At 66.9% G+C, this 25,807-nt stretch carries 25 protein-coding genes and 2 pseudogenes; 5 read left to right on the top strand and 22 right to left on the bottom strand.

The genetic code is table 11. The annotated features are described in order from the left end of the window. Positions 1 to 525 precede the first annotated feature (525 nt). The 18 genes from D477_RS10445 to dacB all read right to left on the bottom strand — a co-directional run bounded on the left by D477_RS10445 (position 526) and on the right by dacB (position 18,754). Complete coding sequence (locus D477_RS10445; protein ID WP_043846532.1) at positions 526 to 3,027, bottom strand: ATP-dependent Clp protease ATP-binding subunit; 2,502 nt, start codon at positions 3,025 to 3,027, stop codon at positions 526 to 528. A gap of 106 nt (positions 3,028 to 3,133) precedes the next feature. Beyond that, on the bottom strand, positions 3,134 to 3,463 hold the full coding sequence (locus tag D477_RS10450) for a histone-like nucleoid-structuring protein Lsr2 (RefSeq protein ID WP_005269002.1): 330 nt from the start codon (positions 3,461 to 3,463) through the stop codon (positions 3,134 to 3,136). Positions 3,464 to 3,662: 199 nt separating this feature from the next. Further along, a complete protein-coding gene (locus D477_RS22655; RefSeq protein ID WP_005269003.1) occupies positions 3,663 to 3,803 on the bottom strand; it encodes a hypothetical protein in 141 nt (46 codons plus the stop codon). Between the two features lie 4 nt (positions 3,804 to 3,807). Continuing rightward, positions 3,808 to 5,262, bottom strand: coding sequence for a lysine--tRNA ligase (gene lysS / locus D477_RS10455; RefSeq protein WP_005269004.1), 1,455 nt, complete (start codon positions 5,260 to 5,262; stop codon positions 3,808 to 3,810). 105 nt (positions 5,263 to 5,367) lie between these two features. After that, complete coding sequence (panC, locus tag D477_RS10460) at positions 5,368 to 6,273, bottom strand: pantoate--beta-alanine ligase (protein WP_005269005.1); 906 nt, start codon at positions 6,271 to 6,273, stop codon at positions 5,368 to 5,370. Next, positions 6,270 to 7,187, bottom strand: a complete 918-nt coding sequence (locus D477_RS10465) for a Rossmann-like and DUF2520 domain-containing protein (protein ID WP_005269006.1) — start codon at positions 7,185 to 7,187, stop codon at positions 6,270 to 6,272. Before D477_RS10465 ends, panC begins: the two co-directional genes overlap by 4 nt. Next, a complete protein-coding gene (locus D477_RS10470) occupies positions 7,174 to 8,691 on the bottom strand; it encodes a PH domain-containing protein (RefSeq protein ID WP_005269007.1) in 1,518 nt (505 codons plus the stop codon). The genes D477_RS10465 and D477_RS10470 overlap by 14 nt, the downstream gene beginning before the upstream one ends. Beyond that, entirely contained in the window at positions 8,688 to 9,200 is a 513-nt protein-coding gene (locus D477_RS10475; RefSeq protein WP_005269008.1) for a PH domain-containing protein, read from the bottom strand. The genes D477_RS10470 and D477_RS10475 overlap by 4 nt, the downstream gene beginning before the upstream one ends. Continuing rightward, entirely contained in the window at positions 9,193 to 9,690 is a 498-nt protein-coding gene (locus D477_RS10480) for a DUF3180 domain-containing protein (protein ID WP_005269009.1), read from the bottom strand. The genes D477_RS10475 and D477_RS10480 overlap by 8 nt, the downstream gene beginning before the upstream one ends. Positions 9,691 to 9,715: 25 nt before the next feature. Next, on the bottom strand, positions 9,716 to 10,210 hold the full coding sequence (gene folK, locus D477_RS10485) for a 2-amino-4-hydroxy-6-hydroxymethyldihydropteridine diphosphokinase (protein WP_005269010.1): 495 nt from the start codon (positions 10,208 to 10,210) through the stop codon (positions 9,716 to 9,718). Next, positions 10,207 to 10,596 (bottom strand): dihydroneopterin aldolase, encoded by a 390-nt coding sequence (gene folB / locus D477_RS10490; protein ID WP_237740761.1) that lies wholly within the window; start codon positions 10,594 to 10,596, stop codon positions 10,207 to 10,209. Before folB ends, folK begins: the two co-directional genes overlap by 4 nt. A 5-nt stretch (positions 10,597 to 10,601) precedes the next feature. Continuing rightward, on the bottom strand, positions 10,602 to 11,507 hold the full coding sequence (gene folP / locus D477_RS10495) for a dihydropteroate synthase (protein WP_005269012.1): 906 nt from the start codon (positions 11,505 to 11,507) through the stop codon (positions 10,602 to 10,604). Positions 11,508 to 11,540: 33 nt separating this feature from the next. Next, positions 11,541 to 12,149 carry a GTP cyclohydrolase I FolE gene (gene folE / locus D477_RS10500; protein WP_005269013.1) on the bottom strand — a complete coding sequence of 203 codons (609 nt, stop codon included), beginning with the start codon at positions 12,147 to 12,149 and terminating at the stop codon, positions 11,541 to 11,543. Between the two features lie 10 nt (positions 12,150 to 12,159). Then, on the bottom strand, positions 12,160 to 14,232 hold the full coding sequence (ftsH, locus tag D477_RS10505) for an ATP-dependent zinc metalloprotease FtsH (protein ID WP_043846539.1): 2,073 nt from the start codon (positions 14,230 to 14,232) through the stop codon (positions 12,160 to 12,162). 176 nt (positions 14,233 to 14,408) lie between these two features. Beyond that, positions 14,409 to 14,960: a hypoxanthine phosphoribosyltransferase gene (gene hpt, locus D477_RS10510; RefSeq protein WP_005269015.1), complete on the bottom strand. Its 552-nt coding sequence runs from the start codon at positions 14,958 to 14,960 to the stop codon at positions 14,409 to 14,411. Between the two features lie 15 nt (positions 14,961 to 14,975). Then, positions 14,976 to 16,088 (bottom strand): tRNA lysidine(34) synthetase TilS, encoded by a 1,113-nt coding sequence (gene tilS / locus D477_RS10515; RefSeq protein ID WP_005269016.1) that lies wholly within the window; start codon positions 16,086 to 16,088, stop codon positions 14,976 to 14,978. Further along, positions 16,085 to 17,248, bottom strand: coding sequence for a zinc-dependent metalloprotease (locus D477_RS10520; protein WP_005269017.1), 1,164 nt, complete (start codon positions 17,246 to 17,248; stop codon positions 16,085 to 16,087). Before D477_RS10520 ends, tilS begins: the two co-directional genes overlap by 4 nt. Before the next feature lie 81 nt (positions 17,249 to 17,329). Then, entirely contained in the window at positions 17,330 to 18,754 is a 1,425-nt protein-coding gene (gene dacB, locus D477_RS10525; RefSeq protein WP_005269018.1) for a D-alanyl-D-alanine carboxypeptidase/D-alanyl-D-alanine endopeptidase, read from the bottom strand. A 194-nt stretch (positions 18,755 to 18,948) separates the two neighbouring features. On the opposite strand from dacB, the gene D477_RS10530 reads away from it, so the two are divergent. The 3 genes and pseudogenes from D477_RS10530 to D477_RS10540 all read left to right on the top strand — a co-directional run bounded on the left by D477_RS10530 (position 18,949) and on the right by D477_RS10540 (position 20,783). Then, positions 18,949 to 19,518, top strand: a complete 570-nt coding sequence (locus D477_RS10530) for an inorganic diphosphatase (protein WP_005269019.1) — start codon at positions 18,949 to 18,951, stop codon at positions 19,516 to 19,518. A gap of 152 nt (positions 19,519 to 19,670) precedes the next feature. Further along, positions 19,671 to 20,300, top strand: coding sequence for a hypothetical protein (locus D477_RS10535; RefSeq protein ID WP_005269020.1), 630 nt, complete (start codon positions 19,671 to 19,673; stop codon positions 20,298 to 20,300). A gap of 55 nt (positions 20,301 to 20,355) precedes the next feature. Beyond that, a pseudogene (locus tag D477_RS10540) lies at positions 20,356 to 20,783 on the top strand (DUF1761 domain-containing protein). On the opposite strand, the gene D477_RS10545 reads toward D477_RS10540, so the two are convergent. The 4 genes from D477_RS10545 to serS form a co-directional block, all read right to left on the bottom strand. Next, on the bottom strand, positions 20,780 to 21,163 hold the full coding sequence (locus D477_RS10545) for a type II toxin-antitoxin system death-on-curing family toxin (protein WP_005269023.1): 384 nt from the start codon (positions 21,161 to 21,163) through the stop codon (positions 20,780 to 20,782). The pseudogene D477_RS10540 and the gene D477_RS10545 sit on opposite strands and share 4 nt — an antisense overlap. Beyond that, positions 21,164 to 21,361, bottom strand: a complete 198-nt coding sequence (locus tag D477_RS10550) for a type II toxin -antitoxin system TacA 1-like antitoxin (RefSeq protein ID WP_005269024.1) — start codon at positions 21,359 to 21,361, stop codon at positions 21,164 to 21,166. A gap of 49 nt (positions 21,362 to 21,410) precedes the next feature. Next, positions 21,411 to 22,286: a Cof-type HAD-IIB family hydrolase gene (locus tag D477_RS10555; protein ID WP_043846545.1), complete on the bottom strand. Its 876-nt coding sequence runs from the start codon at positions 22,284 to 22,286 to the stop codon at positions 21,411 to 21,413. A gap of 114 nt (positions 22,287 to 22,400) precedes the next feature. Further along, positions 22,401 to 23,684 (bottom strand): serine--tRNA ligase, encoded by a 1,284-nt coding sequence (serS, locus tag D477_RS10560; RefSeq protein WP_005269026.1) that lies wholly within the window; start codon positions 23,682 to 23,684, stop codon positions 22,401 to 22,403. Positions 23,685 to 23,748: 64 nt separating this feature from the next. Here serS and D477_RS10565 point away from each other — a divergent pair, with 64 nt between their 5' ends. Together D477_RS10565 and D477_RS10570 are read left to right on the top strand one after the other, a co-directional pair. Beyond that, positions 23,749 to 24,852: a diacylglycerol/lipid kinase family protein gene (locus tag D477_RS10565; RefSeq protein WP_005269027.1), complete on the top strand. Its 1,104-nt coding sequence runs from the start codon at positions 23,749 to 23,751 to the stop codon at positions 24,850 to 24,852. 186 nt (positions 24,853 to 25,038) lie between these two features. Next, positions 25,039 to 25,807: pseudogene (locus tag D477_RS10570) on the top strand (hypothetical protein); the annotation flags it as partial.

Raw genomic sequence — 25,807 nt, forward strand, 5'->3', positions numbered from 1 at the left:
CAGGAGCACCCGGCACCCGTCAGGCCCTCAACCAGGCCCTCCATCGCTCCGGAGCAACTTTTCCAACTTACCCGATCCTCCAGCTCTTCGCAAATCGCCGTTCCCGGCCCTGCAACGCTCTCAGATCGGTCCACCAGGCCCCCCGGGACAGCAAAAAGCCATCGAATCCGACTGGTTTGGTGGAGTTTGGCCGCCTGCCCGCTTTCCGGCTACCCGTCCCAGCTGCGGCGGCTCGGAAAACATTACCCCTCCCGCCGCCCGTACGCAAATCCACCATGTGCCGCGCACGCACTTCCCCGCAAACACGCGGAATTCCAAGCCAGCGGCCCGCCAAACGCCCCGCCGCAAGACCCCCGACGCCGGCCCCGGACCGCAACAACAGCCTGTGAATAAAATCCTCCTCACCGGTACCTGCCCGTCCGAGCCCTCATCGCTGGGTGCTTTGGTTCCGGACCTTTGTCCGGAACGCCGCGAGGGCCCCGCCATGCGGCGGGGCCCTCGCTTACGCAGATGCCAGGCTGTGCTCTATTGGGACAGCGCAGGTGTTTCCGGCGCCTCCTCGATGGCCTTGGGGGTGCCGGTGGTGGTGAAGACCAGCTTGGCGGCGTCGCCTTCCCCGTCGACATCCACGTGGATGGTCTCACCCGGCTGGATCTCGCCGAACAGGATCTTCTCGGAGAGCTGATCCTCGACCTCGCGCTGGATGGTCCGGCGCAGCGGGCGGGCGCCCATCGTCGGATCGTAGCCGCGGTTGGCCAGCAGGACCTTGGCGGCGGGCGTCAGGTCGATCTTCATGTTCTTCTCCGCCAGGCGCTTCTGCAGGCGGGTCACGAACAGATCGACGATCTGGACGATCTCTTCCTCGGTCAGCTGCGGGAAGACCACCGTGTCGTCGACGCGGTTGAGGAACTCGGGGCGGAAGTGCTGCTTGAGCTCATCCTGGACCCGGGCCCGCATCCGCTCGTAGCCGGTCTTGGTATCCGTGCCGGACTGGAAGCCGGTCATGACGCCCTTGGAGATGTCGCGGGTACCGAGGTTGGTGGTCATGATGATGACGGTGTTCTTGAAGTCCACGACCCGGCCCTGGCTGTCCGTGAGCCGTCCGTCCTCAAGGATCTGCAGGAGCGAGTTGAACAGGTCAGCGTGGGCCTTCTCCACCTCGTCGAACAGCACCACCGAGAACGGCCGGCGGCGGACCTTTTCGGTCAGCTGGCCGCCCTCTTCATAGCCCACGTAGCCGGGAGGAGCACCGAAGAGCCGCGAGACCGTGTGCTTCTCCGAGTATTCGGACATGTCCAGGGTGATCAGCGCATCCTCTTCGCCGAAGAGGAATTCCGCCAGAGCCTTGGCCAGCTCGGTCTTTCCGACGCCGGTCGGGCCGGCAAAGATGAAGGAGCCGGACGGGCGGTTCGGATCCTTCAGGCCGGCACGGGTGCGGCGGATCGCCTGGGAGATGGCCTTGATGGCCTCGTCCTGGCCAATGACGCGCTTGTGGAGTTCGGCCTCCATGTGCATCAGGCGGCTGGACTCTTCCTCGGTGAGCTTGAAGACCGGAATGCCGGTGGAGTTCGCCAGCACCTCGGCGATCAGGTCCTCGTCCACTTCGGCGATCTCGTCAAGGTCGCCGGACTTCCAAGCACGTTCCTTGGCGGCCCGCTCGTTCTGGAGCTTGCTCTCCTTGTCGCGCAGGGACGCGGCGCCTTCGAAGTCCTGGGCATCGATGGCCGATTCCTTCTGCTTCTTCAGCTCGGCGATCTTCTCGTCGATTTCCTTCAGCTCCGGCGGCGCGGTCATCCGGCGGATGCGCAGGCGGGCTCCTGCCTCGTCGATCAGGTCGATGGCCTTGTCCGGCAGGAACCGGTCGGAAATGTAACGGTGGGCCAGGTGCGCGGCGGCATCCAGGGCACCATCGGTGATCGAGACGCGGTGGTGCGCCTCGTAGCGGTCGCGCAGGCCCTTCAGGATCTGCACGGCGTGGTCCACCGACGGTTCGTTGACCTGGATCGGCTGGAAGCGGCGCTCCAGCGCGGCATCCTTCTCGATGTGCTTGCGGTACTCGTCGAGGGTCGTCGCACCGATCGTCTGCAGCTCGCCGCGGGCCAGCATGGGCTTGAGGATGGAGGCAGCGTCGATGGCGCCCTCGGCCGCACCGGCGCCGACCAGGGTGTGGATTTCGTCGATGAAGAGGATGATGTCGCCGCGCGTGCGGATCTCCTTCAGCACCTTCTTCAGCCGCTCTTCGAAGTCGCCGCGGTAGCGGGAGCCTGCGACCAGGGATCCCAGGTCCAGGGTGTAGAGCTGCTTGTCGCGGATGGTCTCCGGGACGTCGCCGCGCACAATGGCCTGTGCCAGGCCTTCGACGACGGCGGTCTTGCCCACGCCGGGTTCGCCGATCAGTACCGGGTTGTTCTTGGTGCGGCGGGAGAGGACCTGCATGACGCGTTCCATCTCGTGCTCACGGCCGATCACCGGATCGAGCTTGGATTCGCGCGCCGCCTGCGTCAGGTTGCGGCCGAACTGGTCCAGCACCACTGAACCCGCCGGGGCACCTTCCTGCTGCTGGCCGCCGGCCGAAACGGGCTCCTTGCCCTGGTAGCCGGACAGCAGCTGGATGACCTGCTGGCGCACGCGGTTCAGGTCAGCTCCCAGCTTGACCAGGACCTGGGTGGCCACACCCTCGCCTTCGCGGATGAGGCCCAGCAGGATGTGCTCGGTACCGATGTAGTTGTGGCCGAGCTGAAGAGCCTCGCGCAGAGACAGCTCCAGCACCTTCTTGGCGCGGGGCGTGAACGGGATGTGGCCGCTCGGCGCCTGCTGGCCCTGGCCGATGATCTCCTGGACCTGTTCACGGACCCCGTTGAGCGAAACGCCGAGGAATTCCAGCGCCTTGGCAGCCACGCCCTCGCCCTCATGGATCAACCCGAGGAGGATGTGTTCGGTACCAATGTAGTTGTGGTTGAGCATGCGGGCTTCTTCTTGAGCCAGCACGACAACGCGACGGGCACGGTCGGTAAATCTCTCAAACATCTCGCACACTCCTAGCTACTGCGTACTTTGATGCTACGTGCCGCTCAGCCGAATGTGGTCTCTGTTCGCCCTAGGGATAATGTCCTTCCCGTACCCGTCCCCGGGCTCAGCCTCCGTGCGCCCGCCGGTAGGCTTCCAGGATTTCGGACTGGACACGCCCCCGGTCGCTGACGGTATAGCCGTTCTCACGGGCCCAGGCGCGGACTGCCGAGGCATCCTGCGTGCGGACGGCCGGGGCGGACTTGGACTTGGCGCCGCGCGGCTGGGCTTTCCGTGCCTTCGCGACGAACGGCTGCAAAGCGTCCCGGAGCTGCTGGGCATGGTCGGCGGAAAGGTCTATTTCGAAATTGTTGGCATCTAGGGAGAAACGGACCGTTTCGTCGGCAGATCCACCATCAAGGTCGTCAACGAGAATAACTTTTACTTCCTGCGCCACAGTGGCTCCTTTATTCGAGCTATTTTATAAACCCCAGGTTTCCCCCGAAACCAGTTTGATTATTACCTAATTCGGAATAGCTCGCAACATAGCGGCAATGGGTTGTGGATTGAGCCTGCTGAAAAGCGCGATTACCGGTTAACAGATTAAGGGGCCGGCAATACTGCCGGCCCCCTGCTTCTCCATTTGGACTATTGGCTTATTGCTGCCCGGCAGCTTCCTGCTCGGCTTCGGCCAAGGCTTCACGCTCTTTGCGGTCCGCGTTGAACACCGCCTTCATCGCAAAGTAGAAAATGAGGCCCACGCCGGTCGACGGTGCCAGTACCCAAAGATATTCCATCGTTCTAACCCAATTCCGGTTTCAGCAGCGGGAAGAGGATCGTCTCGCGGATCCCTGTCTGCGTAAACAACATGACAAGCCGGTCGATTCCCAGGCCGATGCCGCCCATGGGCGGTGCCCCGTACTCCAGTGCGCGCAGGAAGTCCTCATCGAGCTGCATCGCCTCATGGTCGCCGGAGGCTGCCTTGCGCGACTGTTCGGTAAGCCGCTCACGCTGGACCACTGGATCGATCAGCTCGGAGAAAGCCGTTCCGCGTTCCATGCCGCCGATGATCAGGTCCCACGCCTCGATGAGGCCGGGCTTGCTTCGGTGCGCGCGCGCCAGCGGCTGGGCTGCCGGCGGATAATCGTAAACAAAGGTCGGCTGCAGCAGATTGGGTTCGACTATTTCGCCGAACAGTTCGATAACGAGTTTCTGCCGGTCCCACTGCGGTTCGGTCTTCAATCCGTGCTTCTGCGCAATGTCCCGCAGGACGACGCCGCTGGTTTCCGGAGTGATTTCAATTCCGACTGCTTCGGAGAGGCCAGGGTAAACCCCAAGCCACCGCCATTCCCCGTTAAGGTCGATCGTGCCGTTTTCGGTTTCAATGACCCGCGTGCCCAAGGTATCGGCCACATTGAGGATCATTTCCTTCATCCGGTCGGCCATGACGAACTGGTCTGCGTAAGCCTCATAGCTTTCCAGCGTCGTGAATTCCGGGCTGTGGGTGGAATCAACACCTTCATTGCGGAAAATCCGGCCAATCTCGAACACCCGGTCAATACCGCCGACCACCGCACGCTTGAGGAAGAGCTCCGTCGCAATCCGAAGCGTCATATTCTGGTCGAAGGCATTCAAGTGCGTTTCGAACGGCCGGGCGGCAGCGCCTCCGTGCACGAGCTGGAGCATCGGGGTCTCGACCTCGACATAGCCCCGGTTGTGCAGCGTCTCGCGGATCGAGCGGATCACCGAGGCCCGGGTGTAGACCATCTGGCGCGCCTCGTCGCGGACCATCAGGTCCACGTAGCGCTGCCGGACGCGGGTCTCCTCATTCAGGTCTGCGTGCAGCACCGGCATGGGCCGCAGCGCCTTCGACACCATGGACCAGGAGTCGGCCATGACGGACAGTTCGCCGCGCTTGGACGAAATCACCTCGCCGCGGACGAAGACATGGTCGCCCAGGTCCACCAGGGCCTTCCAGTCCGCCAGCTGTTCGTCGCCCACGTTGGCCAGGCTGAGCATCGCCTGTAGCCGGGTGCCGTTGCCTTCCTGCAGCGTCGCAAAGCACAGCTTGCCTGTATTGCGCACGAAGACCACCCGGCCGGCCACGCCGACAGTGTCGCCGGTCGTTTCATCCGCCTCCAGGTGCCCGTACTTTTCCCGGACCTCGCTCAGCGAATGCGTCCGTTCCACGCCCACCGGGTACGGTTCCATCCCGTCCTGCAGCAGCCTGGCGCGCTTGTCCATGCGCACGCGCATCTGCTCGGAAACATCCGACGGTTCCGGGGAAGAAGTGGGGGCGTTATGTGTCGTCACGGTACTTAACGTTACCGGGTGTGCTCAGCACCGGCCTATTCCGGCCGATCAGCCCAGCCTGGCATTGTCGATCAGCCGCACGTCCCCGACCCGCGCGGCGATCAGCGCGAGCGCTTCTCCCGTGAACGGCGTGTCCTGGCAGTTGAAGGCCAACGGCTCCAAACTGTCCGGATCCACCACCTCCAGATAGTCCAGGTCGACCTGGGGAACGGACGCGATCATGGCCAGCGCACCCTTGATATCCAACGGCTCATGGCGGTTAGCCTGCTGCTGCAGGTAGCTCAGGCTGCGGTAGAGCACCAGGGCGGCAGCGCGCTGGTCCGCATCGAGGAACCGGTTCCGGCTCGACAGCGCCAAGCCGTCCTCGTCGCGCACGGTCGGCACGCCGACGATCTCGACCGGGAAGTCCAGGTCTGCGGCCATCCGCTTCACCAGCGCAAGCTGCTGCGCGTCCTTCTGGCCGAAGTAGGCGCGGTAGTCCGCGGGCACCGGAGGCAGCCCGTAGTGCAGCAGCTTGGCCACGACCGTCAGGGCGCCGTCGAAATGTCCCGGCCGTGAGGCCCCTTCGAATTTGGCCCCGAGGGTTCCGGAGGAGATGCGCACCATCGGCTCACCGCCGGGATAGACCTCGTCCACGGACGGCGCGAACGCGATGTCGGCGCCGCATTCGGCCAGCAGCTCAAGATCCGCCTCCAGGTTTCGCGGGTAGCGCTGCAGGTCCGCCGCTTCGCCGAACTGCAGCGGGTTGACGAAAATGGAAACAACGACGACGTCGTTCGCCTCCTGCGCGGCCCGCACCAGGGCTGCGTGTCCCCGGTGCAGGGCACCCATCGTCGGCACCAGGCCGAGGCTGGCGTGGCCCGCATGGTGCGCGGCCGCCGCGGTGCGCAGCAGGTCTGCACTGGCAGCGTTGAGTTCGGCGTAGGTGCGCACGAGGAGCGGTCTGCGGGTCACGGTTGGTCCTCCGGTGGGGTTTGGGGGCTGAGAATGTCGAGGATCTGCGCGGCCTGGCCTTCCTTGAGCAGGCCGCGGGCCAGGGCACGCTTGGCGGTGGCGCGGGCCAGCTCTTCGTAGGCCTGCCGGATATCCGTGCCGGCATGCTCGAGCTCGTAGTCGAGCAGGGCCTGCCGGTGGACCTCGACCGTGCCGGCATCGCCGCGGGCAACCGGACCGGTCAGGGCCGCTTCGCCGGAGGCCAGGGCGTTTTCCAGCGAAGCGCGCATCAGGGCCCCGAGCAGCCGGTCCGGCTGTTCCACGCCGGCGCTGCGCAGCAGCTGTGCCGATTGCGCGGCAATGGTCACCAGGTGGTTGGAGGCGTGGGCCAGGGCGGCATGGTAGAGCGGCCGGTCCTGCTCCTGCACCACGATCGGCTCGGCGCCCATCTCCACGACCAGGGCCTGCGCGATCGGCAGCACGGTGGCCGGGGCGGTGACGGCGAAGGCGCAGTCGATGAGCCGGGTCAGGTCCAGGCTCATTCCCGTGAACGTCATGGCCGGGTGGATGGCCAGGCCGATGGCCCCTTTCGCCCGGGCCGGCGCCAGCACATCCACGCCGTGCCGTCCGCAGGTGTGCGCGACCAGCTGGCCGGCCTGCCAGGCGCCGGTTTCCGCCAGCCCGGCCACCAGGCCGGGCAGCGCGTCGTCCGGGACCGCCAGCAGCACCAGTTCAGCCCGTTCGACGATGTCCGGGATGTCCAGCACCGGAACACCGGGAAGCAGGTTTTCGGCCCGTTCGCGGCTGGCTTCGGAAACCGCGGAAACACCGACGACGGCGTGTCCCGCCCCGCGCAGGGCCGCACCGAGGACTGCGCCCACCTTTCCGGCTCCGATCACGCCGATGCCCAGGCGGCCGGGTTTACTGCTGTCCATCCTGCTCCTGTCCGGGCCGGTGTTCGAGCCAGCGTTCGGGCAGGCTCTGCCGGCGGGCGGCTGCCGCCCTGGCCGACTGCTCGTCGAAGAGCTGCCGGGCTGTTGCGATGTCCATTTGGTACACCACCGGCCGGACCGGGCCGGTGGTGGTGTGCAGCTGCAGGTCGGCGAGCTTCAGCCGCCGGGCCAGCGGCCCCTGGTGCAGGGCCATCGACTGGGTCCGCTCGTGCGGCACTACGGCCAGGCTGCGCCAGAGCCGGCCGGACCGGGCCAGCAGGGCGGTCCGCGTGACGGCGAAGCCGTTCCGCCGCCAGGTGAGGAAGGACAGCCATCGCACCCGCCGCGGGGAGGTGACGAAGCCGCCGTCGTTATCCTTGCCGGCAAGGCCGGCGGAAAAGACGCCGAACGGGTCCTCGGTGCCCGGGTCCGGCAACACGAGGGCGAGCATCTGCATCACGTCGCCCCGCGTCCCCACCGGCAGCAGGGTGGTGCGCGCGCCGGAATTCTCCGCGCTGACGCCGTACCCGGCGACGTTGACCTTGATCCGGTACCAGTCCTTAAGGCGCCACAGCAGCGGCTGGGTGACGGAGACGGCCTGCACGCGGCCCGGCGGAACGGTCTGGGCCCGGGTTTCCAGCAGACCGTAGCGCAGCCGGATGCCGTCAGGCGACACCGCGGCCCGGAAGTTGTACGCCGTGCTGAAGACGCTCCAATAGCCGGCGGCGACGGCGACCAGGCCGGGCACCAGCGCCGAGAGCGCCACGCCGAAGCTGCCCCAGTCCAGCGCGAACCCGACGGCGGTGCCGGTCGCCAGCACCAGCACCATGACGGCCAGCGCCACGGTCGAGCCGGACAGCAGCGTCGCCCCCACCACCCGGGAGGCGGGGATGGCCAGCACCGGATGCTCCGGGGCCTCGTGGATCTCGTCCGGATGCTCGGGGTCCGTTTCGGCTCCCGACGCGCGGGCCAGGATGGTGGCGCGCAGCTGCTGCGCCGAGGCCAGCGGAAGGTAGGCCAGGCGCACCGCCGATTCGCCGGCGTCGGCCACTTCGAATTTCAGTTCCGCCAGCCCGAAGATCCGGCCCAGCAGCGGCTGGATGACGTCGATGGCCTGCACCCGGTCCAGCCGGGCCTGGCGGTGCTGCCGGAACAGGATGCCCGAGTTGACCCGCACGTGCTCCTGCGTGACCTGGTACCGGGTGAACCACCAGGACAGCACGAAACCGCCGACCAGCAGCGCCAGCACGCCCAGCAGGATGGCGGCGGCCCAGAAGCCGCGGCCTTCGGTCAGCATCCAGGCCGGTTCGCCGCGGAAAATGGACTCGAACGAGTCGCGGCCGAAGAAGTAGGCGATCGCAGCCAGCGCCAGCCACCCGCGCACGAGCGGCGAGATGGGATGGACCCGGTGCCAGCTGTCCTCGCGGTCGGGCACCAGCGGCACATCGCGGGTGGGGCTGCCGCCCGGGGCCGGTCCGTCCGGTCCCGGGCCACGGGGCGTGGTCACAGTCCGGCCAGCCTTGCCTGTCCGCGGGCCGAGAGCTGCTCGCGCAGCCGGGCGGCCTCAGCTGCAGGGACGCCGGGGATGGCGGCGTTGGTCTGCGGCGAGGCGGTATGCAGCTTAACCGAGGCCAGGCCAAACGCGCGTTCCAGCGGTCCGACGGCGACGTCGACGTACTGCATCCTGCCGTAGGGCACGACCATGACGCGCTGGAAGAAGATGCCGCGGCGGATCAGCAGGTCCTCGTCCCGCTCGGCGTAGCCAATGGCGCGCACCTGCCGCGGGATCAGCACTGCCGCCCACAGGTTGGCCAGCACGGTTGCGCCGCTCAGGGTCCATGCCAGCCAGGCCGGAAAGCCGTCCCAGACGCCGGTCAGCAGCAGCACCAGCGGCGCGCTGGCAACCGCGATGCTGATGAGCGCGGAGATGCCCCAGCCGATCAGCTGCACGCTGATGTACTTCGGCGACACCCGGATCCAGCTGATGCCGTCCGGGTCGATCGGCTCGCTACGCATACTCCCCCTCGCCCTCGGCTGACCTGCGCTCCCGTTCGGCCGCCTCCGGGTCTTCCGGGGGCAGCTTGCAGAAGCGCTCGACGACCAGGCCGACGACCACCATGACCAGGCCACCGCCCATCATAGCCAGCACCTGCAGCAGCACTGCGGACGCCGGCCGGAAGGTCAGCAGCACCAGCTGGTCCACCAGGATTCCCGCATGCCAGCCCAGCAGCAGCGAGCCGGCATAGGCGCAGGCCTGCGCCAGCACCAGGGTGCGGGCGGCCAGGATCGGATCCAGGGGCTTGTTGCGCTTTCCGTTGCGCCAGCTGCGCACGCGCAGCCCGAGTGCCAGGGTGAAAATGACGACGGCGGCCATGGTCGCCAGGGAGCTAAGGTGCAGGACGGGGACGGGCAGGCCGTTGCGGAGGGTCAGGAGGTTCCCCAGCCAGCCCAGCACACCGGCGCAAAGCGCGATGATTGCCAACCAGCTGTACTTGATGGTCCTCACAATCCCCGTGCCCTTCAGCTAGCTGTCAGTGCCCCGGTTCGAAGGGCACCAATCCGTCGAAGTCCCCCGCCGCGGCGGCCAGTTCACCCACCGGCACTCCGCCCAGCGTCGCATGCGAGTCCATCCAGGCCCACGGCTGGAGCACGAACGCCCGCTCGTGCGCCCGCGGATGCGGAATCGTCAAGGTGCCGTCATCCATGCTCAGGTCCCCGTACGTGATGATGTCTATGTCCAGCGTACGCGGCCCCCAGCGCACTTCGCGCGTGCGGTGGTGCTTGTCCTCCACGGCATGGCAGTGCGCCAGCAGCTCGTGGGGTTCGAAGTCGGTCTCCACTTCGATCACCATGTTGAGGAAGTCCGGCTGGTCCTCGGGCCCGCCGACCGGCTTGGTCTGCACCACCGGGGACACGGCGCAGAGCCGTACGCGCGGGGAATCGACCAGGTCCGCGACGGCCAGGGAGAGGGTGTCGCTGCGTTCGCCGAGATTGCTGCCCAGCGCCAGTACTGCCTTCACGCTCATGGCTGCTCCCGGTAGATCCTGACGGTGACGTCGCTGAAGGGCACCTCGATCGGGGCCTTCGGCTTGTGCACGGTGACTTCGACGGCGGCCACGGGAAAGTCTGCGAGCACGGACCCGGCAATCCGCTCGGCCAGCGTCTCGATCAGGTTCACCGGTTCCCCCGTGATCACGGCCTGGACGCCCTCGGCGAGCTCGCCGTAGTTGGCGGTATCGGCCAGGTCGTCACTGGCGGCGGCGGCACGGGTGTCGGTGTGCAGGGCGATGTCCACAGTGAAGGGCTGGCCGTTGGCGCGCTCATGGTCGAAAACGCCGTGGTAGCCGACGGCGGTGATGCCGGCGAGCGTGATGATGTCCCGGGGCACGGTTCCGGCCGCTGGCATCGGCATCCGCACTACCCGGCCCAAGCGGAAGCGACCTTGACCCCGTCAAGGCTTGCTCCGGCGTCGTGCACGCGGACCCCCCACGCCCCGTTGGCCGCGGACAGGACGGAGACCGCCATGGTGGCATTGTCCCGCTCGGCCGGGGCGGCGGCCTTGCCCGCGGTGGCCAGCAGGCTGCCGAGGAAGCGCTTCCGGGAGGCACCGACCAGCACCTTGTGGCCGAGCTTCGTGAACTCGGGCAGTGCCCGCAGGAGGGCCCAGTTGTGCTCGCCGGTCTTCGAGAAGCCCAGGCCCGGATCCAGGATGAGCTGCTCCGGCTCGACGCCCTCGGCCACGAACTTGTCGCGCAGTTCGGCCAGCTCGGCCAGCACCTCGGCGACCACGTCCGTGTAGTTGGCCTTGGGATCGTCATGCCGGGCGTCGCCGCGGCTGTGCATGAGCACGTAGGGCACCTTGCGCTCGGCCACCAGGGCCGGCATCCGCTCGTCGAAGGTGGTGCCGGACACGTCGTTGATGATGGAGGCGCCTGCATCCAGCGCCTTGGCCGCCGTCTCCACGTTCATGGTGTCGACGCTGATCACGGCACCGGCCTTGGCCAGGGCCTCGATCACGGGCAGGATCCGTGCCTGCTCTTCCTCGGGCGACACGCGCTCGGCGCCGGGCCGGGTGGATTCGCCGCCAACGTCGATGATGTCCGCGCCGCCGTAGAGCAGCTTCAGCCCGTGGGCGATGGCCTTGTCCGCCGACACGTAGTTGCCGCCGTCGCTGAACGAATCCGGCGTGACATTCAGGATTCCCATGACCAGGCAGCGGTCGGCGGGCAGGTCAGCAAAGCTCCTGGGACCGCGGGCCTTGCGCACAACGGGCAGCGGGGAGGTAGCCGGTCCGGTTCCGGGGACTGCAGCGAGTGAATCCATCAAATCTCTACCGTTTCTGTTTCGGGCCTGGGGTCAGCGGCCGATAATCAGGCTCATGGCTTCGGCCCGGGTGGCCGGCTCCCGCAGCTGCCCGCGGACAGCCGAGGTGACGGTCTTGGCACCGGGCTTGCGAACCCCGCGCATCGACATGCACATGTGTTCGCATTCGACGACGACGAGGGCACCTTTAGGTTCGAGGTGCTCCACGAGCGCGTCGACAATTTGGGTGGTGAGCCGTTCCTGGACCTGCGGCCGGCGGGCGTAGATCTCCACCAGCCGCGCCAGTTTGCTCAGCCCGGTCACCTTACCGTCATGCGACGGAATATAGCCAATGTGGGCGGTGCCGTGGAACGGAACCAGGTGGTGCTCGCAGGTCGAGTAGAACGGGATGTCCTTGACCAGCACCATTTCCTCGTGGTCGAGGTCGAAGGTCGTGGCGAGCAGGTCCCCCGGATCCTGGTGCAGGCCGGCGAAGATTTCGGCGTAGGACCGCGCCACCCGCTTGGGTGTGTCCTGCAGGCCTTCGCGGTCCGGGTCCTCGCCGACGGCGATCAGGATTTCCCGGACGGCCTTCTCGATCCTGGGCAGGTCGATCGAGGTATCGATCTCCAGTTCGGCAATCACATCATCGTATTCGGTCACGAAAGAGATCCTAGCCCGTGATCCCGCCCGGGTTGCTGCCGGGGGCGGCCGGACCATCCGAGGGGGGATTGCCGCCGGGCAGCTGGGGCGTGCCCGGATCCGGGTCCACGATGACGGAGGAATGGCCTTCCTCTTCATCCTCCGCGCCCACCTTGGCGGCGGCCTCGGCGCGCTCCTTCGGGCTGAGCACCGGAGGGATGTCATGCACCGGGCGGGACTCCTTGGAGAGCCAGACATCCCGGTACTCTCGCTTGCGGATGTCCGCGAAGACCTCTTCGATCTCGCGCTGGTTCAGGGTTTCCCGTTCCAGCAGTGCCAGCGCGAGGCGGTCCAGTACGTCCCGGTTCTCGGTCAGGACGGCATAGGCCTCGTCATGCGCGTTGTCGATCAGCCGGCGCACTTCCTCGTCCACCACGAAGGCGACGTGGTCCGAGTAGTTCCGCTCGTGCGACATGTCGCGCCCCAGGAACGGCTCGCCGCCGCCCTGGCCCAGCTTCACCGCTCCGACCCGTTCGCTCATGCCGTACTGGGTCACCATCTGGCGCGCGGTGCTGGTGGCCTTCTCGATGTCGTTGGAGGCGCCGGTGGACGGGTCGTGGAAGACGATTTCTTCCGCGACGCGGCCGCCCATGGCGTAGGCGAGCTGGTCCAGCAGCTCGTTGCGGGTCACCGAGTACTTGTCGTCCTCGGGGACCACCATGGTGTAGCCGAGGGCGCGGCCGCGCGGCAGGATGGTGACCTTGGTGACCGGCGCAGTGTAGCGCAGCGCCGCGGCGACCAGCGCATGGCCGCCCTCGTGGTAGGCGGTGATCTTGCGCTCGTGTTCCTTCATGACGCGGGAGCGCTTCTGCGGGCCCGCCATCACGCGGTCGATGGCCTCGTCCAGCGCCCGGTCGTCGATGAGCTGGGCGTTTGAGCGGGCGGTCAGCAGCGCCGCCTCGTTGAGGACGTTGGCCAGGTCCGCGCCGGTGAAGCCGGGAGCCCGCTTGGCCAGCGCCCGCAGGTCGACGTCCGGAGCCATCGGCTTGCCGGCCGCGTGGACCTGCAGGATCTGGTGGCGCCCGTCGAGGTCCGGGGCCTCCACCGCAATCTGGCGGTCGAAACGGCCCGGACGCAGCAGCGCCGGGTCCAGCACATCCGGCCGGTTGGTCGCGGCGATCAGGATGACGTTGGTCTTGACGTCGAACCCGTCCATTTCGACAAGCAGCTGGTTCAGGGTCTGCTCGCGCTCGTCATTGCCGCCGCCCACGCCTGCGCCGCGGTGGCGGCCGACGGCGTCGATCTCGTCGACGAAGATGATGGCCGGGGCGTTGTTCTTCGCCTGTTCGAACAGGTCGCGGACGCGGGACGCGCCGACGCCGACGAACATTTCGACGAAGTCCGAACCGGAGATGGAGTAGAAGGGCACGCCTGCCTCGCCCGCAACGGCGCGGGCCAGCAGCGTCTTGCCGGTGCCGGGAGGACCGTAGAGCAGCACGCCCTTGGGGATCTTGGCGCCGAGGGCCTGGAACTTGCCGGGCTCCTGCAGGAATTCCTTGATCTCGTGCAGTTCCTCGACAGCCTCGTCCGCACCGGCGACGTCGGCGAAGGTGACCTGGGGCATGTCCTTGGAGATCAGCTTGGCCTTGGACTTGCCGAACTGCATGACCTTGGACCCGCCGCCCTGCATCCGCGAGAGCAGGAACCAGAAGATCAGGCCGATGATCAGGATGGGCAGGATCAGGCTGATGAAGCTCATGAACCAGTTGTTCTCCACCGGCTGGTCGGTGAAGGTGTCCACGTCGGAGGTGTTGATCGCATCCACGATGTCCGGGCCGCGGTCCGTGCTGTAGAAGAAGGTGATGCTGCGGCCCTTGTTGACGTCATCCTGGATGAAGTCCTCGCGCAGGGTCAGCTCAACGCTTTGCGCGCCGTCGTTGATCCTTGCCTGCTCCGCCTTGTTTTCGGAGAGGAGCTGCAGGCCGACGCTGGTGTCCACGCGCTCGGACTGCGGGCCGGCGAGGTTCGGCACAGCGATCAGCAGGATGGCCAGAACCAGCACGATCCAGATGATCGGCCCCTTGAAAATGTTCTTCAATTTCATGCGTCTAAGGCCCTCAGGGCCCGTCCCTTCTGCTGTGCTGCGCGTGGTGCCACGCATCTAGCTATACACCGTCCGCAGTTATTCACGCACGGCGGGCAAGAATAGTTCCCTCTCGGCGTACAAGCAAGCATTTCGCCCCGTTTCGCCCGTCCTGGGTCCCGCCCGGGCTTACGGCCCTACTCGTAGACGTGCGGCGCGAGGGTGCCGATGAAGTCCAGGTTGCGGTACCTCTCGGCGAAGTCCAGGCCGTAGCCGACCACGAACTCGTTGGGGATCTCGTAGCCGACGTACTTCACGTCGATCTCCACCTTGGCCGCATCCGGCTTCCGCAGCAGTGTGCAGATCTCCACCGACGCCGGGCCGCGCGAGAGCAGGTTGGTCTTCAGCCAGGAGAGCGTCAGGCCGGAATCGATGATGTCCTCGACGATGAGCACGTGCTTGCCCATCAGGTCCGTTTCCAGGTCCTTCAGGATCCGTACGACGCCGGAGGACTGGGTGCCGGAGCCGTAGGACGAGACGGCCATCCAATCCATCTTCACGTGGCTGTGCAGGGCCCGGGCCAGGTCCGCCATGACCATGACCGCGCCCTTGAGCACTCCGACGATCAGCAGGTCGCGGCCCTCATAGTCCTTGTCGATCTGTCCGGCGAGCTCTTCGATGCGCTGCTGGATCTGTTCTTTGGTGTAGAGAACGTGCTTGAGGTCAGCCTGGACGTCGTTCGAATCCACCGGATACTCCCGTTGCTAAGGTGTGGTGTCACTGGCTTGGGGGCCAGTTGCTCTAAAAACAAGATTGCCATAGCCGCGCTCGTCTTGCGCAACCGGTCCGCCGCGGACCTTGCGGTACACACTGACCTTCCCGGCCAGCTGCACGGGCCCGGCCGATCCCTTGCGCTGCAGCAGGGCCTCGGCGGCCAGCAGGCGTTCATAGCTCGGATTTTCCCCGCCCAGTTCCGCCGCCGCGCAGGCGATCACCCGGTGCTTCATCGCCGCCGGCAGTTCCGCCAGCGCGTGCCGGTCCAGTTCCAGGCCGGAAGCGGTTTCGCTGCGCAGCCGCAGGTACTCCCGGCCGGCGAGTTCCTCAAGATAGTCGGCGTCCGCCCGCAGGATCCGCGCGGTCCGCCACAGCGCCTCAGCGACACCCGGCCCCAGCTGCTCCTCCAGGAAGGGAAGCACCTCGGTGCGCACCCGGGAGCGCAGGAACTTCGGATCCCGGTTGGTCGGATCGTGCCAAGGCTCCAGGCCCGCCAGCGCGCAGAGCTCTTCCGTGTCCTGCCGGCGCAGGCCGAGGAAGGGGCGCAGGTACCTGCCGCGGCGCTCGGGCATTCCCGCCAGCGACCGCGTTCCGGAGCCGCGCCCCAAACCCAGCAGCACCTGCTCGGCCTGGTCATCCAGCGTATGTCCCAGCAGCACGGCAGTTGCGCTGAGCTCCTCGGCGGCCTGGTCGAGGGCCGCATAGCGTGCCGTGCGCGCCGCGGCCTCAGGGCCCAGGCCGGGCTGGCCGACCTGCACCTGCCGCACGAGCACCGGATCCAGTCCCAAGCCTGCCAGCTGGTCCGCAGCCTGCCGCGCGACGTCCGCACTGTTCGGCTGCAGTCCGTGGTCAACGACGACGGCGCCCACCCGCCAGCGCTGCGTCCCGTCCCGCAGGGGCCGGGCAAAGTAGGCGGCTACCGCCGCGAGCGCCAGCGAATCGGGCCCGCCGCTGCAGGCGACCAGCAGCAGCGGAGCCGGTGCAGCCGGGTCCGGTTGGTCCCCCAGCAGCTCAAGTGACGCTTTGATGTGGTTGCGCGCGGTGCCGACCAGCGGGTGCAGCCGCGGCCTCCGCTGCCGCGTGCCCTGGGCTGCGCCGCTCATGGACGGCTTTGGTCCATGCGGCTGATCCAGCGGTCCGGGTTGTGGATCTCGTCCTCGGTCGGCAGGTTCTCCTCCCGCTGCCAGACCTGGTTGAAGCCTTCCATGCCGATCTGGTCCACCACGGCGCGGACGAACTTGGCGCCGTCCGTGTACTGGCGGGCCTTGGCGTCCAGCCCCATCAGCCGGCGCACCAGGTTCTCCAACGCCCCACGGCTCTTGCTGCGGGCGTTGAAGCGCTGCCGGATGGTCTTGACGGTCGGGACGACCGAGGCATCCACCGCATCCATGACGACATTGGCATGGCCTTCCAGCAGGCTCATGACCGCGGTCAGGTGCGAGAAGATGGCCTTGTCCTCCGGATCCTGGAACAGGTCGATCAAAGTACCCGCACCACCGGCGACCACCGCGCTGTCCGGACTGCCGGCGTCGTTCTTGCCCCCTTGCAGCGCATCCTTGCCCCCCGCGATCAAGGCGCGGGCCGCCTGCTGCAGCCGTTCGGCGAAGGTGTCCGCCTTCGCCACCAGCCCGGCCGAGAGCTTGCCGATCTGCTCCAGCATGTGGTCGCGCAGCCACGGCGCCGCGGCAAACTGCACGCGGTGCGTCTGCTCATGCAGGCAGACCCAAAGCCGGAAGTCGGCCGGCTCAACATTCAGTTCCTGCTCCACCGAGATGACGTTCGGCGCCACCAGCATCAGGCGCCCGCCGGCGGGGCCGCCGGGAAGCAGCGAGCAGAACGGATCGTACTGCCCGAGAACCTTGCTGGAGAGGAAGGACAGGATGGCGCCCATCTGGGTGCCTGTCAGTGTGCTGCCCACGGCGGTGGCGGCACTCTTGAGCTGCTCCGGCTTCTTCCGCGCCAGTTCCTCCAGCGCTGGCTGCAGCAGCGCTTCGAAACTGCGCGCATTCGCCTTGGACCACGCGGCCCGGTCCACCACGAGCACCTCGGAATCGCGCAGGTCGCGCGCAGCCTCGAGCCCGGTAATCCGGTGCACATGCTCCACCGAGGCATCCGCCAGTTCACGCAGATTGGCGACGGCGGCGCGGATCTGCGCCGAGGTCATCTTGGGACCCGCGGGAGTCAGTTTCGCCGCGGTCGTCGCCGCCAGCTCCCAGTTGACCAGCCGGGGCGGATTCTCGGATACGGACGCAGTTGTCTCCATGCACCCCATCAGATCACAGGAGGAGCCTTGCGGTCACCGGCCGTTCGCCCAGCGGTGAACCATTCCCCGGGTGGAATGCCTTCAGCGGCAGCCGCACCCGGCCAGCACTGCAGCCGCACGGTCCACCGCTGCCCGTGGCGGCTCCGCTGAACCCTGGAGCCCGTTGGCGACGAAGGCGAAGATGAACATATGCCCCTCCGGGGATACGGCGTAGCCGCCCAGCGAGGTCACGGCATTCAGCGTCCCGGTCTTGGCTCGGACCAGGCCGGCCCCGCCGGCAGCGCCCCCGGTGAACCGCCCATCGAGCGTTCCGCTCAGCCCCGCCACCGGCAGCCCGTCCAAGGCGGCGCGGAGGTGCACGTTGCTGCCGCTGGTGATCTCCCGGACCACCGCGGCAATCTGCACCGCGGACACCCGGTTGCCCAGCGAGAGGCCGCAGGCATCAGTGATGAGCAGCCCGTCCAGCGGGATCTCAAGCTGCGCAAGGGCTTCCTTGATCGCCTCGGTCCCGCCGCCGAAGGAGCCGGGCTTGCCGCTGGCGAGTGCCAGGTTCCGGGCCAGCACCTCGGCCACATAGTTGTCCGAGTGCAGCAGCATGTAGTTGGCCTGCGCTCCGACCGTCGCGGACTCCACGGCGGCCAGTACCGGCGCGTCGTCAGCGGCATCGCGCCGCTCCACTTCGGCCTCGACCTTGATGCCGCGGTCCGCCACCGCCTCGGCCAAGGCGTCGCGGAAAGCCTGGGCGGCCGCCAGGCCCGGGTCCGGCGCATAGGCACCCGTCCCGTCGGACCGCACCCGTCCGCCGTGCAGGGCGATCGGATGGATCGGCGCGATCTCTCCGGCCTGGACATCCGCGGCCGCCCACGCCGGGTTGATCACCGGGCCGGCAAAGGCGGAATCGTCCAGCTGCACCTTCAGCGAACCGCGGTAGTCGTCGGTGCCGATCCGCTTGGCGGCAGCCTCCGCCAAGGTCTGCAGCCCGGCATGGCCGCGGACCTCGTCCGGCTTCGACTCTCCCGCACCCAGCAGGGCGTCGCCGCCGGCGCGCAGCACCACTGCCCCGGGGGACGTGCCCCGGACCACCTCGGTGCTGAAGCGCGCGTCCGCGCCCATGGTGGACAGCGCGGCGGCGGCGGTCAGCAGCTTCATATTCGACGCCGGAACCCGAGGCTCGGAACCGCCCCGGTCATAGACCACTTCGCCGCTGGACGCCTCGGTGACGATCGCGGTGATGTCTCCGGCGCCGTCGTACTTTAATGCCTCGTCCAGCGCTTTGCCCAGCACCTTGGAATCGATGGCCGGCGCCGCCGGAGGCTCCGCTTCCAGCAGCGGAGCCGCAGACAATCCGCGCGGGGCCTGCTGGGCAGCGGGGGTGCTGACCACTGGTTCCGGACCGGCCGCGGGCCACTCGACCGCCTGCGCCAGATTCAGCCCCACCGGGACGGCGAGCAGTGCAAAAGCGGCCACCAGCAGCAGCGACGTGAACGCACGCCAGCCACGGCTCATCGATCCCCTCCCCCGGATTCCCCTGCCAAGACAACCAGCTCCCCGACCGGCCCTGTACCGTCGCACAATTCCGGCGAATGCCGGACCGCCGAGTGGGGAGCTATATCGTTAAGCCTAGACCGGCGCGGCGCCTTGGCTTGTCCACCGCGCCCGAGCCTGTGCCAGCAATGCCACCGCATTTCAAGGAGCCTGCCATGCAGCACGATGTGACCATCGAGATCCCCAAGGGATCGCGCGTCAAGTACGAGATCGACCACGAGACCCACCGCCTGCGCCTCGACCGGGTGCTGTTCACCTCCATGCAATACCCCACGCACTACGGCTACTTCGAGGACACCCTCGGCGAGGACGGGGATCCGCTGGACGCGCTGGTCATGCTGCAGGACTTCGACCTGCTGCCAGGCGTGCTGGTCGAGTCCCGTCCGATCGCCGTGTTCAACATGACCGACGACGGCGGCGGCGACGCCAAGGTGCTCTGCGTGCCGGCCGACAAGCGCTTCGACCACATCCAGGAGCTCTCCGACGTGCCGGAGTTCCTGGTCAAGGAGATCGAGCACTTCTTCACCCGCTACAAGGACCTGGAGCCGGGTAAGTGGGTCAAGGCCGAGGGCTGGTCCGACCGCGCCGCAGCGGAGGCCGAGCTCGAGGCTTCCATCAAGCGCTTCGCCGCGCTGGGCGAGGAATCCGCACCGGACGAGCCGCAGGGCCGCGACGTCGAGGACGGCACCACCAGCGGCAGCGAGGCGCAGGGCCGCACCCTCTAGAAACGCGGTCAAACAACGACGGCGGTCCGGGGCTTGAGTGCCCCGGACCGCCTTTTCCATGTCCGGCCACGCGCAGCTTCCGTGTCCGGCCACACGCAGCGTTGGCAACCGAAATGAGTTGATTCACCCTCGGCGTTGGCCATACTGGTCCCATGTACGTGCTGACCATCAACCAGCGTGACTCGCGGGAAGTCGGCGACTTGGTCCCGGAGCTGGTCAAGGAGCTGCGGCATCTGCCCGCCGCCATCGCCTTCCAGCGCTCAGTGGGTGACGAGGCCATCGGCGTCGTGGAAGATGCGCACACAGCGGTGGACGCGGCGCTGATTGCATTGCGCAATCGGCGCTGGCATGTGGGGATCGGCGTCGGCGAAATCCAGCCGCCGCTGCCCGAGGACATCAGCCAGGCCGACGGCTACGGGCTGGTGTACGCGCGGCGCGCGGTGAACCGGGCGCAAAAAACCGGCGAGCGGATCCCCCTGGCCGTGGAAGGCCCGGATGCGGACGTGGCCGCCGAAGCCGAGGCCGTCCTGCGGCTCATTGGCCAGATCGTCGCCACCCGTACTGACGCTGAGTGGAAGGTGCTGGACCTGCTGACTCCCGGCGCACGCGGGCAGCAGAAGTTCATCGCCGAAGTATTGGGTATCAGCACGCAGGCGGTCAGCAAGGCCGTCGTCCGGTCGCACTGGACCGAAGAGTGGGCCTGCCGTCCTGCCGCCGCCCGCCTGCTCGACCTCGTGGCCGGGCCGAAAACACTGCCTCCTGCGGCGTTGCCGTACCGTTGACGCGACGGCTGGTCTAGACTCCGGACCGAGGGTCCAACAAGGCAAGGAGCTGGTAATGATTCCGGAAATCAACTTCTGGGGTGTCCTGGTCGCCACCATCTCCAGCATGGTGGTCGGCTCCCTTTGGTACACGCCCAAAGTCTTCGGCAACTACTGGATGCGCACCGCGAACGTCTCCCCCAGCGGCGAGGCCAAAGATGCGGTGCGGCCAATCATCCTCACGCTCATTGTCAGCTTCGTCAGCGCCTGGGTGCTGGCCGGCGCCGCCGCGATCGCGCAGGACTTCTACGGCGGCAGCTTCCTGTGGAACTCCGTGCTGACTGCCCTGATCCTGTGGGGCGGCTTCACCGCCGCACGCTTCGTTACCCACGACGCCTTCGAGGCCGGCCCGCCGGGCTGACGGTGCTGAACTGCGCGCACGAGCTGGTGACCTTCCTGGTCATGGCGCTCATCATCGGCCTCTTCGGCATCAGCGCTGCTTAGACGGCGGGGCCATCGCTCGTCCATCCAGCCAGCACGGCAGCCGCATGCTTATAGTCGACTTGCCCCGTCGCCACCGCGATAACGAGGTCGTAGGCCGGGTCCTCAGGCGCGTCAATGACCATCGAATTCAGTCCGTAGAACACAACGACGGCCAGCCAGGCCAGCCGCTTGTTTCCATCGACCAGCTGATGATTCCGAACAATCGATTCGAGCAATACGGCCGCCTTCTCATGCATGGAAGGGTAGGTATCCTCACCATAAAGCGTCGTTTGGGGCCGGTTCGCAGCGGCGGAGAGGAGCCCAACATCGCGGACGTGAGGAACCGCCAACTCTTCGGCCAGCGCGAGGAGGGACTCAAGATCGAGGTAAACGGGACCCACTTACTGCGCCAACCGGTCCAGCAAGGGCCGGTATTTCCTGATCGCCTCCCGTGCCAGTTCCCGGACTTGTGAATCCTTCTCGACGCGGCCGGCGGCTTCGACAATGGCACGCATCGCGGCCTCGTTCTTACTGATACCTTCCGCGGCTGCCAAGCGCTGGAGCAGGATGTCCTGTTCCGGAGTCAGTCGAAGAGTCATAGGCATATACCTATGATACCGCTTTGACACCAAGCGGGGGGAAGCCCTATCAGGCTACGAGGCTGCGCAGGATGGGCACGGCGCCGTCTTCGTCCACGGTGCCGGTGACTTCATGTGCGACGGCGATCACCTCCTTGGGTGCCTGCCCCATGGCCACTGCGCGGGCTGCCCAGTCGAGCATCTCAATGTCGTTCCGGCCGTCGCCCATGGCCACGGTCTGGGCCGGGTCGATGTCCAACTTGCGCCGCAGGGTCTCAAGCGCGCTGGCCTTCGTCACTCCGTTGGCGGCGATGTCGAGCCAAGCGGTCCAGCCCACGGAGTACGTCACGCCGTGCAGGCCGGCAGCGTCGATGGCTTCCTTGAACTCCTCGGGCGTGTTCTCCGTGCTGAAGACCACCACGCGGACGGCCGTCGCTTCCAGCATCGTTTCGAAATCAACGCCTTGCGCTTCCACGCCGAAGCTGGCGTCCTGGAAGCGCTCCGTTGACAGGAAGCTTCCTTCGTCGTCCTCCAGGGCGAACTTCGCCGTCGGCAGCTTAGTGCGCAGCGCGCGCAGCGCCGGTCCCGGGTTGAAGGTCACGCGGTCGATCACTTCGTAGCCATCCTCCAAGGTGGCATCGATCCGCAGCGTGACGGCTCCGTTAGAGCAGACAGCATAACCCTTGGTCAGGCCGATCAGTTCGATGATGGGCAGGGTTGCGCCCAGGGAGCGGCCGGTCGAGACGACGACTTCATGGCCGGAGTCGACGACGGACTGTGCAGCCTCGCGGACTCCCCGGCTCATGTGGCCGTCATGGTTGACCAGCGTTCCGTCGACGTCGAGGGCGACCATGCGGCGCTCCTCGGCGGCAATCCGGGCGGTACGGTTTCCTTCTGCGTGCCGGTCTTCGCTGCCGGCAGTTGCTCTATCAGCTGTAGTTGTCATGGATCCAGTGAACCAGACGCACCCTACGGCAGGATAGGGAATGGCTCACAGTGCATGAACCGCAGGTGAACCCTAGCCGTCTTTCCGAACGGACTAATCCCGGACGGTCCGGCCCTACTGCAGGACCGGAAGGACTTCCATTCCACCTAGGTAGGGACGCAGTGCCTCCGGCACGGTGACCGAGCCGTCCGCATTCTGGTGGTGCTCCAGAATCGCGACAATCCAGCGCGTCGTCGCCAGCGTCCCGTTGAGCGTTGCCACTGCCCGCGTGCCCTTCTTCTCCTCGCCGGCCACGCGCTCACGGACATTCAGCCGGCGGGCCTGGAACGTCGTGCAGTTGGAGGTCGAGGTCAGCTCGCGGTAGGCATTCTGGGTCGGGACCCAGGCCTCGCAGTCGAATTTGCGCGCGGCAGAAGTTCCCAGATCGCCTGCGGCCGTGTCAATCACCCGGTACGGCAGCTCGACCTTGGCCAGCATCTCCTCTTCCCATGCCAGCAGCCGCTCATGCTCCTTGGCGGCCTCATCCACCGTGGTGTAGATGAACATCTCAACCTTGTTGAACTGGTGCACGCGGATGATGCCCCGGGTGTCCTTGCCGTGCGAACCCGCCTCGCGGCGGTAGCAGGAGGACCAGCCGGCGTAGCGCAGCGGGCCGCCCGAAAGATCGAGGATTTCGTCCGCGTGGTAGCCCGCCAGCGGAACCTCCGAGGTGCCCACAAGGTAAAGGTCGTCGTCCGCCAAACGGTAGATCTCGGCGTCGTGCGCTACATCGAAGCCCGTACCCTGCATGGTCTCGGGACGCACCAGAGTCGGAGTGATCATCGGAGTGAATCCGGCGGCCACTGCCTGGTCCATGGCCATATTCAGCAGTGCGAGTTCCAGCCGGGCGCCTACGCCCTTGAGGAAGTAGAAGCGTGCGCCGGAGACCTTGGCCCCGCGCTCCATGTCGATCCCGCCGATCAGTTCGCCGATTTCCAGGTGGTCCCGGGGCGCGAACCCGTCCGCGGAGAAGTCGCGCGGCTTGCCGACCGTCTTGATGACCTCGAAGTCATCCTCGCCGCCGGCGGGCACACCGTCGATAACCAGGTTGGGCACAGTCCGCAGCAGCCCCTCCTGCTGCGCCTGCGCGGCCTCGGACTCGGCCTGTGCGGCCTTGACCGCCGCGGCGAGTTCCTTCACCTCGGCCAGCAGGGCCTGCTTTTCCTCGCCCTTGGCCTGGGCCACCTTCTTGCCGAAGGCGTTCTGGTCCGCCCGCAGGGACTCATAGCGTGTGATGGCCTCGCGCCGGGAAGCATCCGCCGAAATAATCGCATCGATCAGGGATTCGTCGGCGCCGCGGGCACGCTGCGACGCTCGGAAAACCTCGGGATTGGCGCGGAGTTCATTAACATCGATCACCCGCTAAGGGTACCGAACAACCGGCTCAGGTCTCGATCCAGCATGCCGCTATCCTGAGAGCATCATGGACTCCCAGTGGATGATCGGCCTCGTCGCCGTGATTGCAGCCGTGGCCATTCTCGCCAGCTGGCTCGGCGCCCGCCGCCTGCCGCGCAGTTCCAGGGTGCTCCCCGGTCCCGCCCCGGATGCGATCGACACCATGCGGCAGCAGGTTGCCTTGATCCTCAATCCCATCAAGAACGATGCTGATGCAGCCCGCGCCAAGCTCAGGACTGCCTGCCGGGAACTTGGCTGGCCGGAGCCGATCATCCTGGAGACCACCATGGAGGACCCGGGCCATACACAGACGCGCCGTGCACTCGATGCCGGGGCCGACGTCGTACTGGCCGGCGGCGGTGACGGCACGGTCCGCGTCGTCACCAGCGAGCTCGCCGGAACCGACATCCCCTTCGGCCTGATTCCACTAGGCACAGGGAACCTTCTCGCACGGAACCTCGGCATGGATCCAGGCAACCTTGATGCCAATATCGCCACCGCCCTCCATGGCGAGCTGCGGTGGATCGATACCGCCACCATCACGCTGGAAAACGCGCGGACCGGCACGCGGACCCAGGAGAACTTCCTGGTTATCGCCGGCATCGGCCTGGACGCGGAGGTGCTCGCAGCCACCAAGGACGACCTCAAGCAGAAGTTCGGCTGGCTTGCCTACTCGGAAGCCGGCGTGCGGAACCTTCCCGGCAAGCGCAAGAAGGTGCGCATCAGTATCGACGACGGACCACCCCGGACCCTGCACATGCGCAGCATCCTTTTCGCCAACTGCGGCAAACTGCCCGCCGGCATCGACTTCATCCCCGAAGCGAATATCGATGACGGCGAACTCGACATCGTGATCATGAGCCCGCAGAACACCCTCGGTTGGATTCGCATTGCCGCCAAGACACTGCTCCGCCACCGCCTCCCCATCCCGGTGATCGAATTCCACCGAAGCCGGAAAGTGCGCGTCACCGCTCATGAGCCCATGGGCACCCAACTGGACGGAGACCTCTCCGGACACGTCACCGCGCTCACCGTCGAGGTCCAGCCGTCCGCCCTGCCGGTGAGGGTTCACCCCGGCACACTTGAGGCCATCCAAGCCACTGCCCAACCACGCGAAGCCGAAGAACTCTAGCTCGCAAGCCCTGGACAGCCCACCGACCACCGCCCAAAGGTCAGCGGCGAAACTGTCATACCCAAATGCCACAATGAAACCCGTCAGGCAGCCGGTAACCCCGCCTCATGAAAGATCGAGGTTAGCGAGCCACAACGATTATCCACACCCCTAGTTATCGAAGATAGTTTCGACTAGAATTGTGACATGGCAGACAAAGCAGCGAACCAGCCGGACAACGGCGACGAGGCGACCGAGCCCGCCTCCTCCGGCGCCGCGTCCCCGGACACCGGCGGGAACCAGCCTGCCGCCGGCTCTCCTGCCGGCCCGCCTGCTTCCAGTTCCACCGCCGACTCCACTGCCGACTGCCCCACTAACTCTGCTGCCGGTTCGCCTGACTCCGGTTCCCCCGCCGACTCCACTGCCGGTTCGCCTGGCTCGGGTTCTCCTGCTGGCTCGTCTGCTCCCGGCCATCCTTCGGAGTCCTCTGGCTCCGGTTCCCCGGCTCCGGATTCCGGCGTACCGGCCCGCCGGTGGGGCCCGCGGCCCGTCGACCCGTTCTCGGTGTCCCCGCCCTGGGAAGACGGCTCCTGGGCCGAAGGCGAACTCCTCGACGAAGAAGGCATCCCGATCGACCCGCCCGACACCCCGATCCCGCTGCACGTACTCACCGGCCACGACGCCCCGCCCGAGGAAGACCCCTGGGCCGACCAACGCAACGAACCCCTGCCCGCCAGCCAGCCACCCCTGCCCGCCACCAGCGGACAAGTGAAAGACCTGCTCACCCGCCTCGCCGCCCGCGACCCCTCCCGCATGCACTACAAGGAAGCCGCGCACGAACTCGTCGCCATCCGCCGCATCGGCGGCTGGCTCGAGGCCTACACCCTGCGCCTGCTCACCGCCCTGACCCGCGAAGCCCTGAACGAACAACCCCACGGCTGGCCCCACCCCCTCGGACCCGACAAACCCGACCGAA

Source organism: Arthrobacter crystallopoietes BAB-32, assembly GCF_000328305.2.
GTDB classification, from domain to species: Bacteria; Actinomycetota; Actinomycetes; order Actinomycetales; family Micrococcaceae; genus Crystallibacter; species Crystallibacter crystallopoietes_A.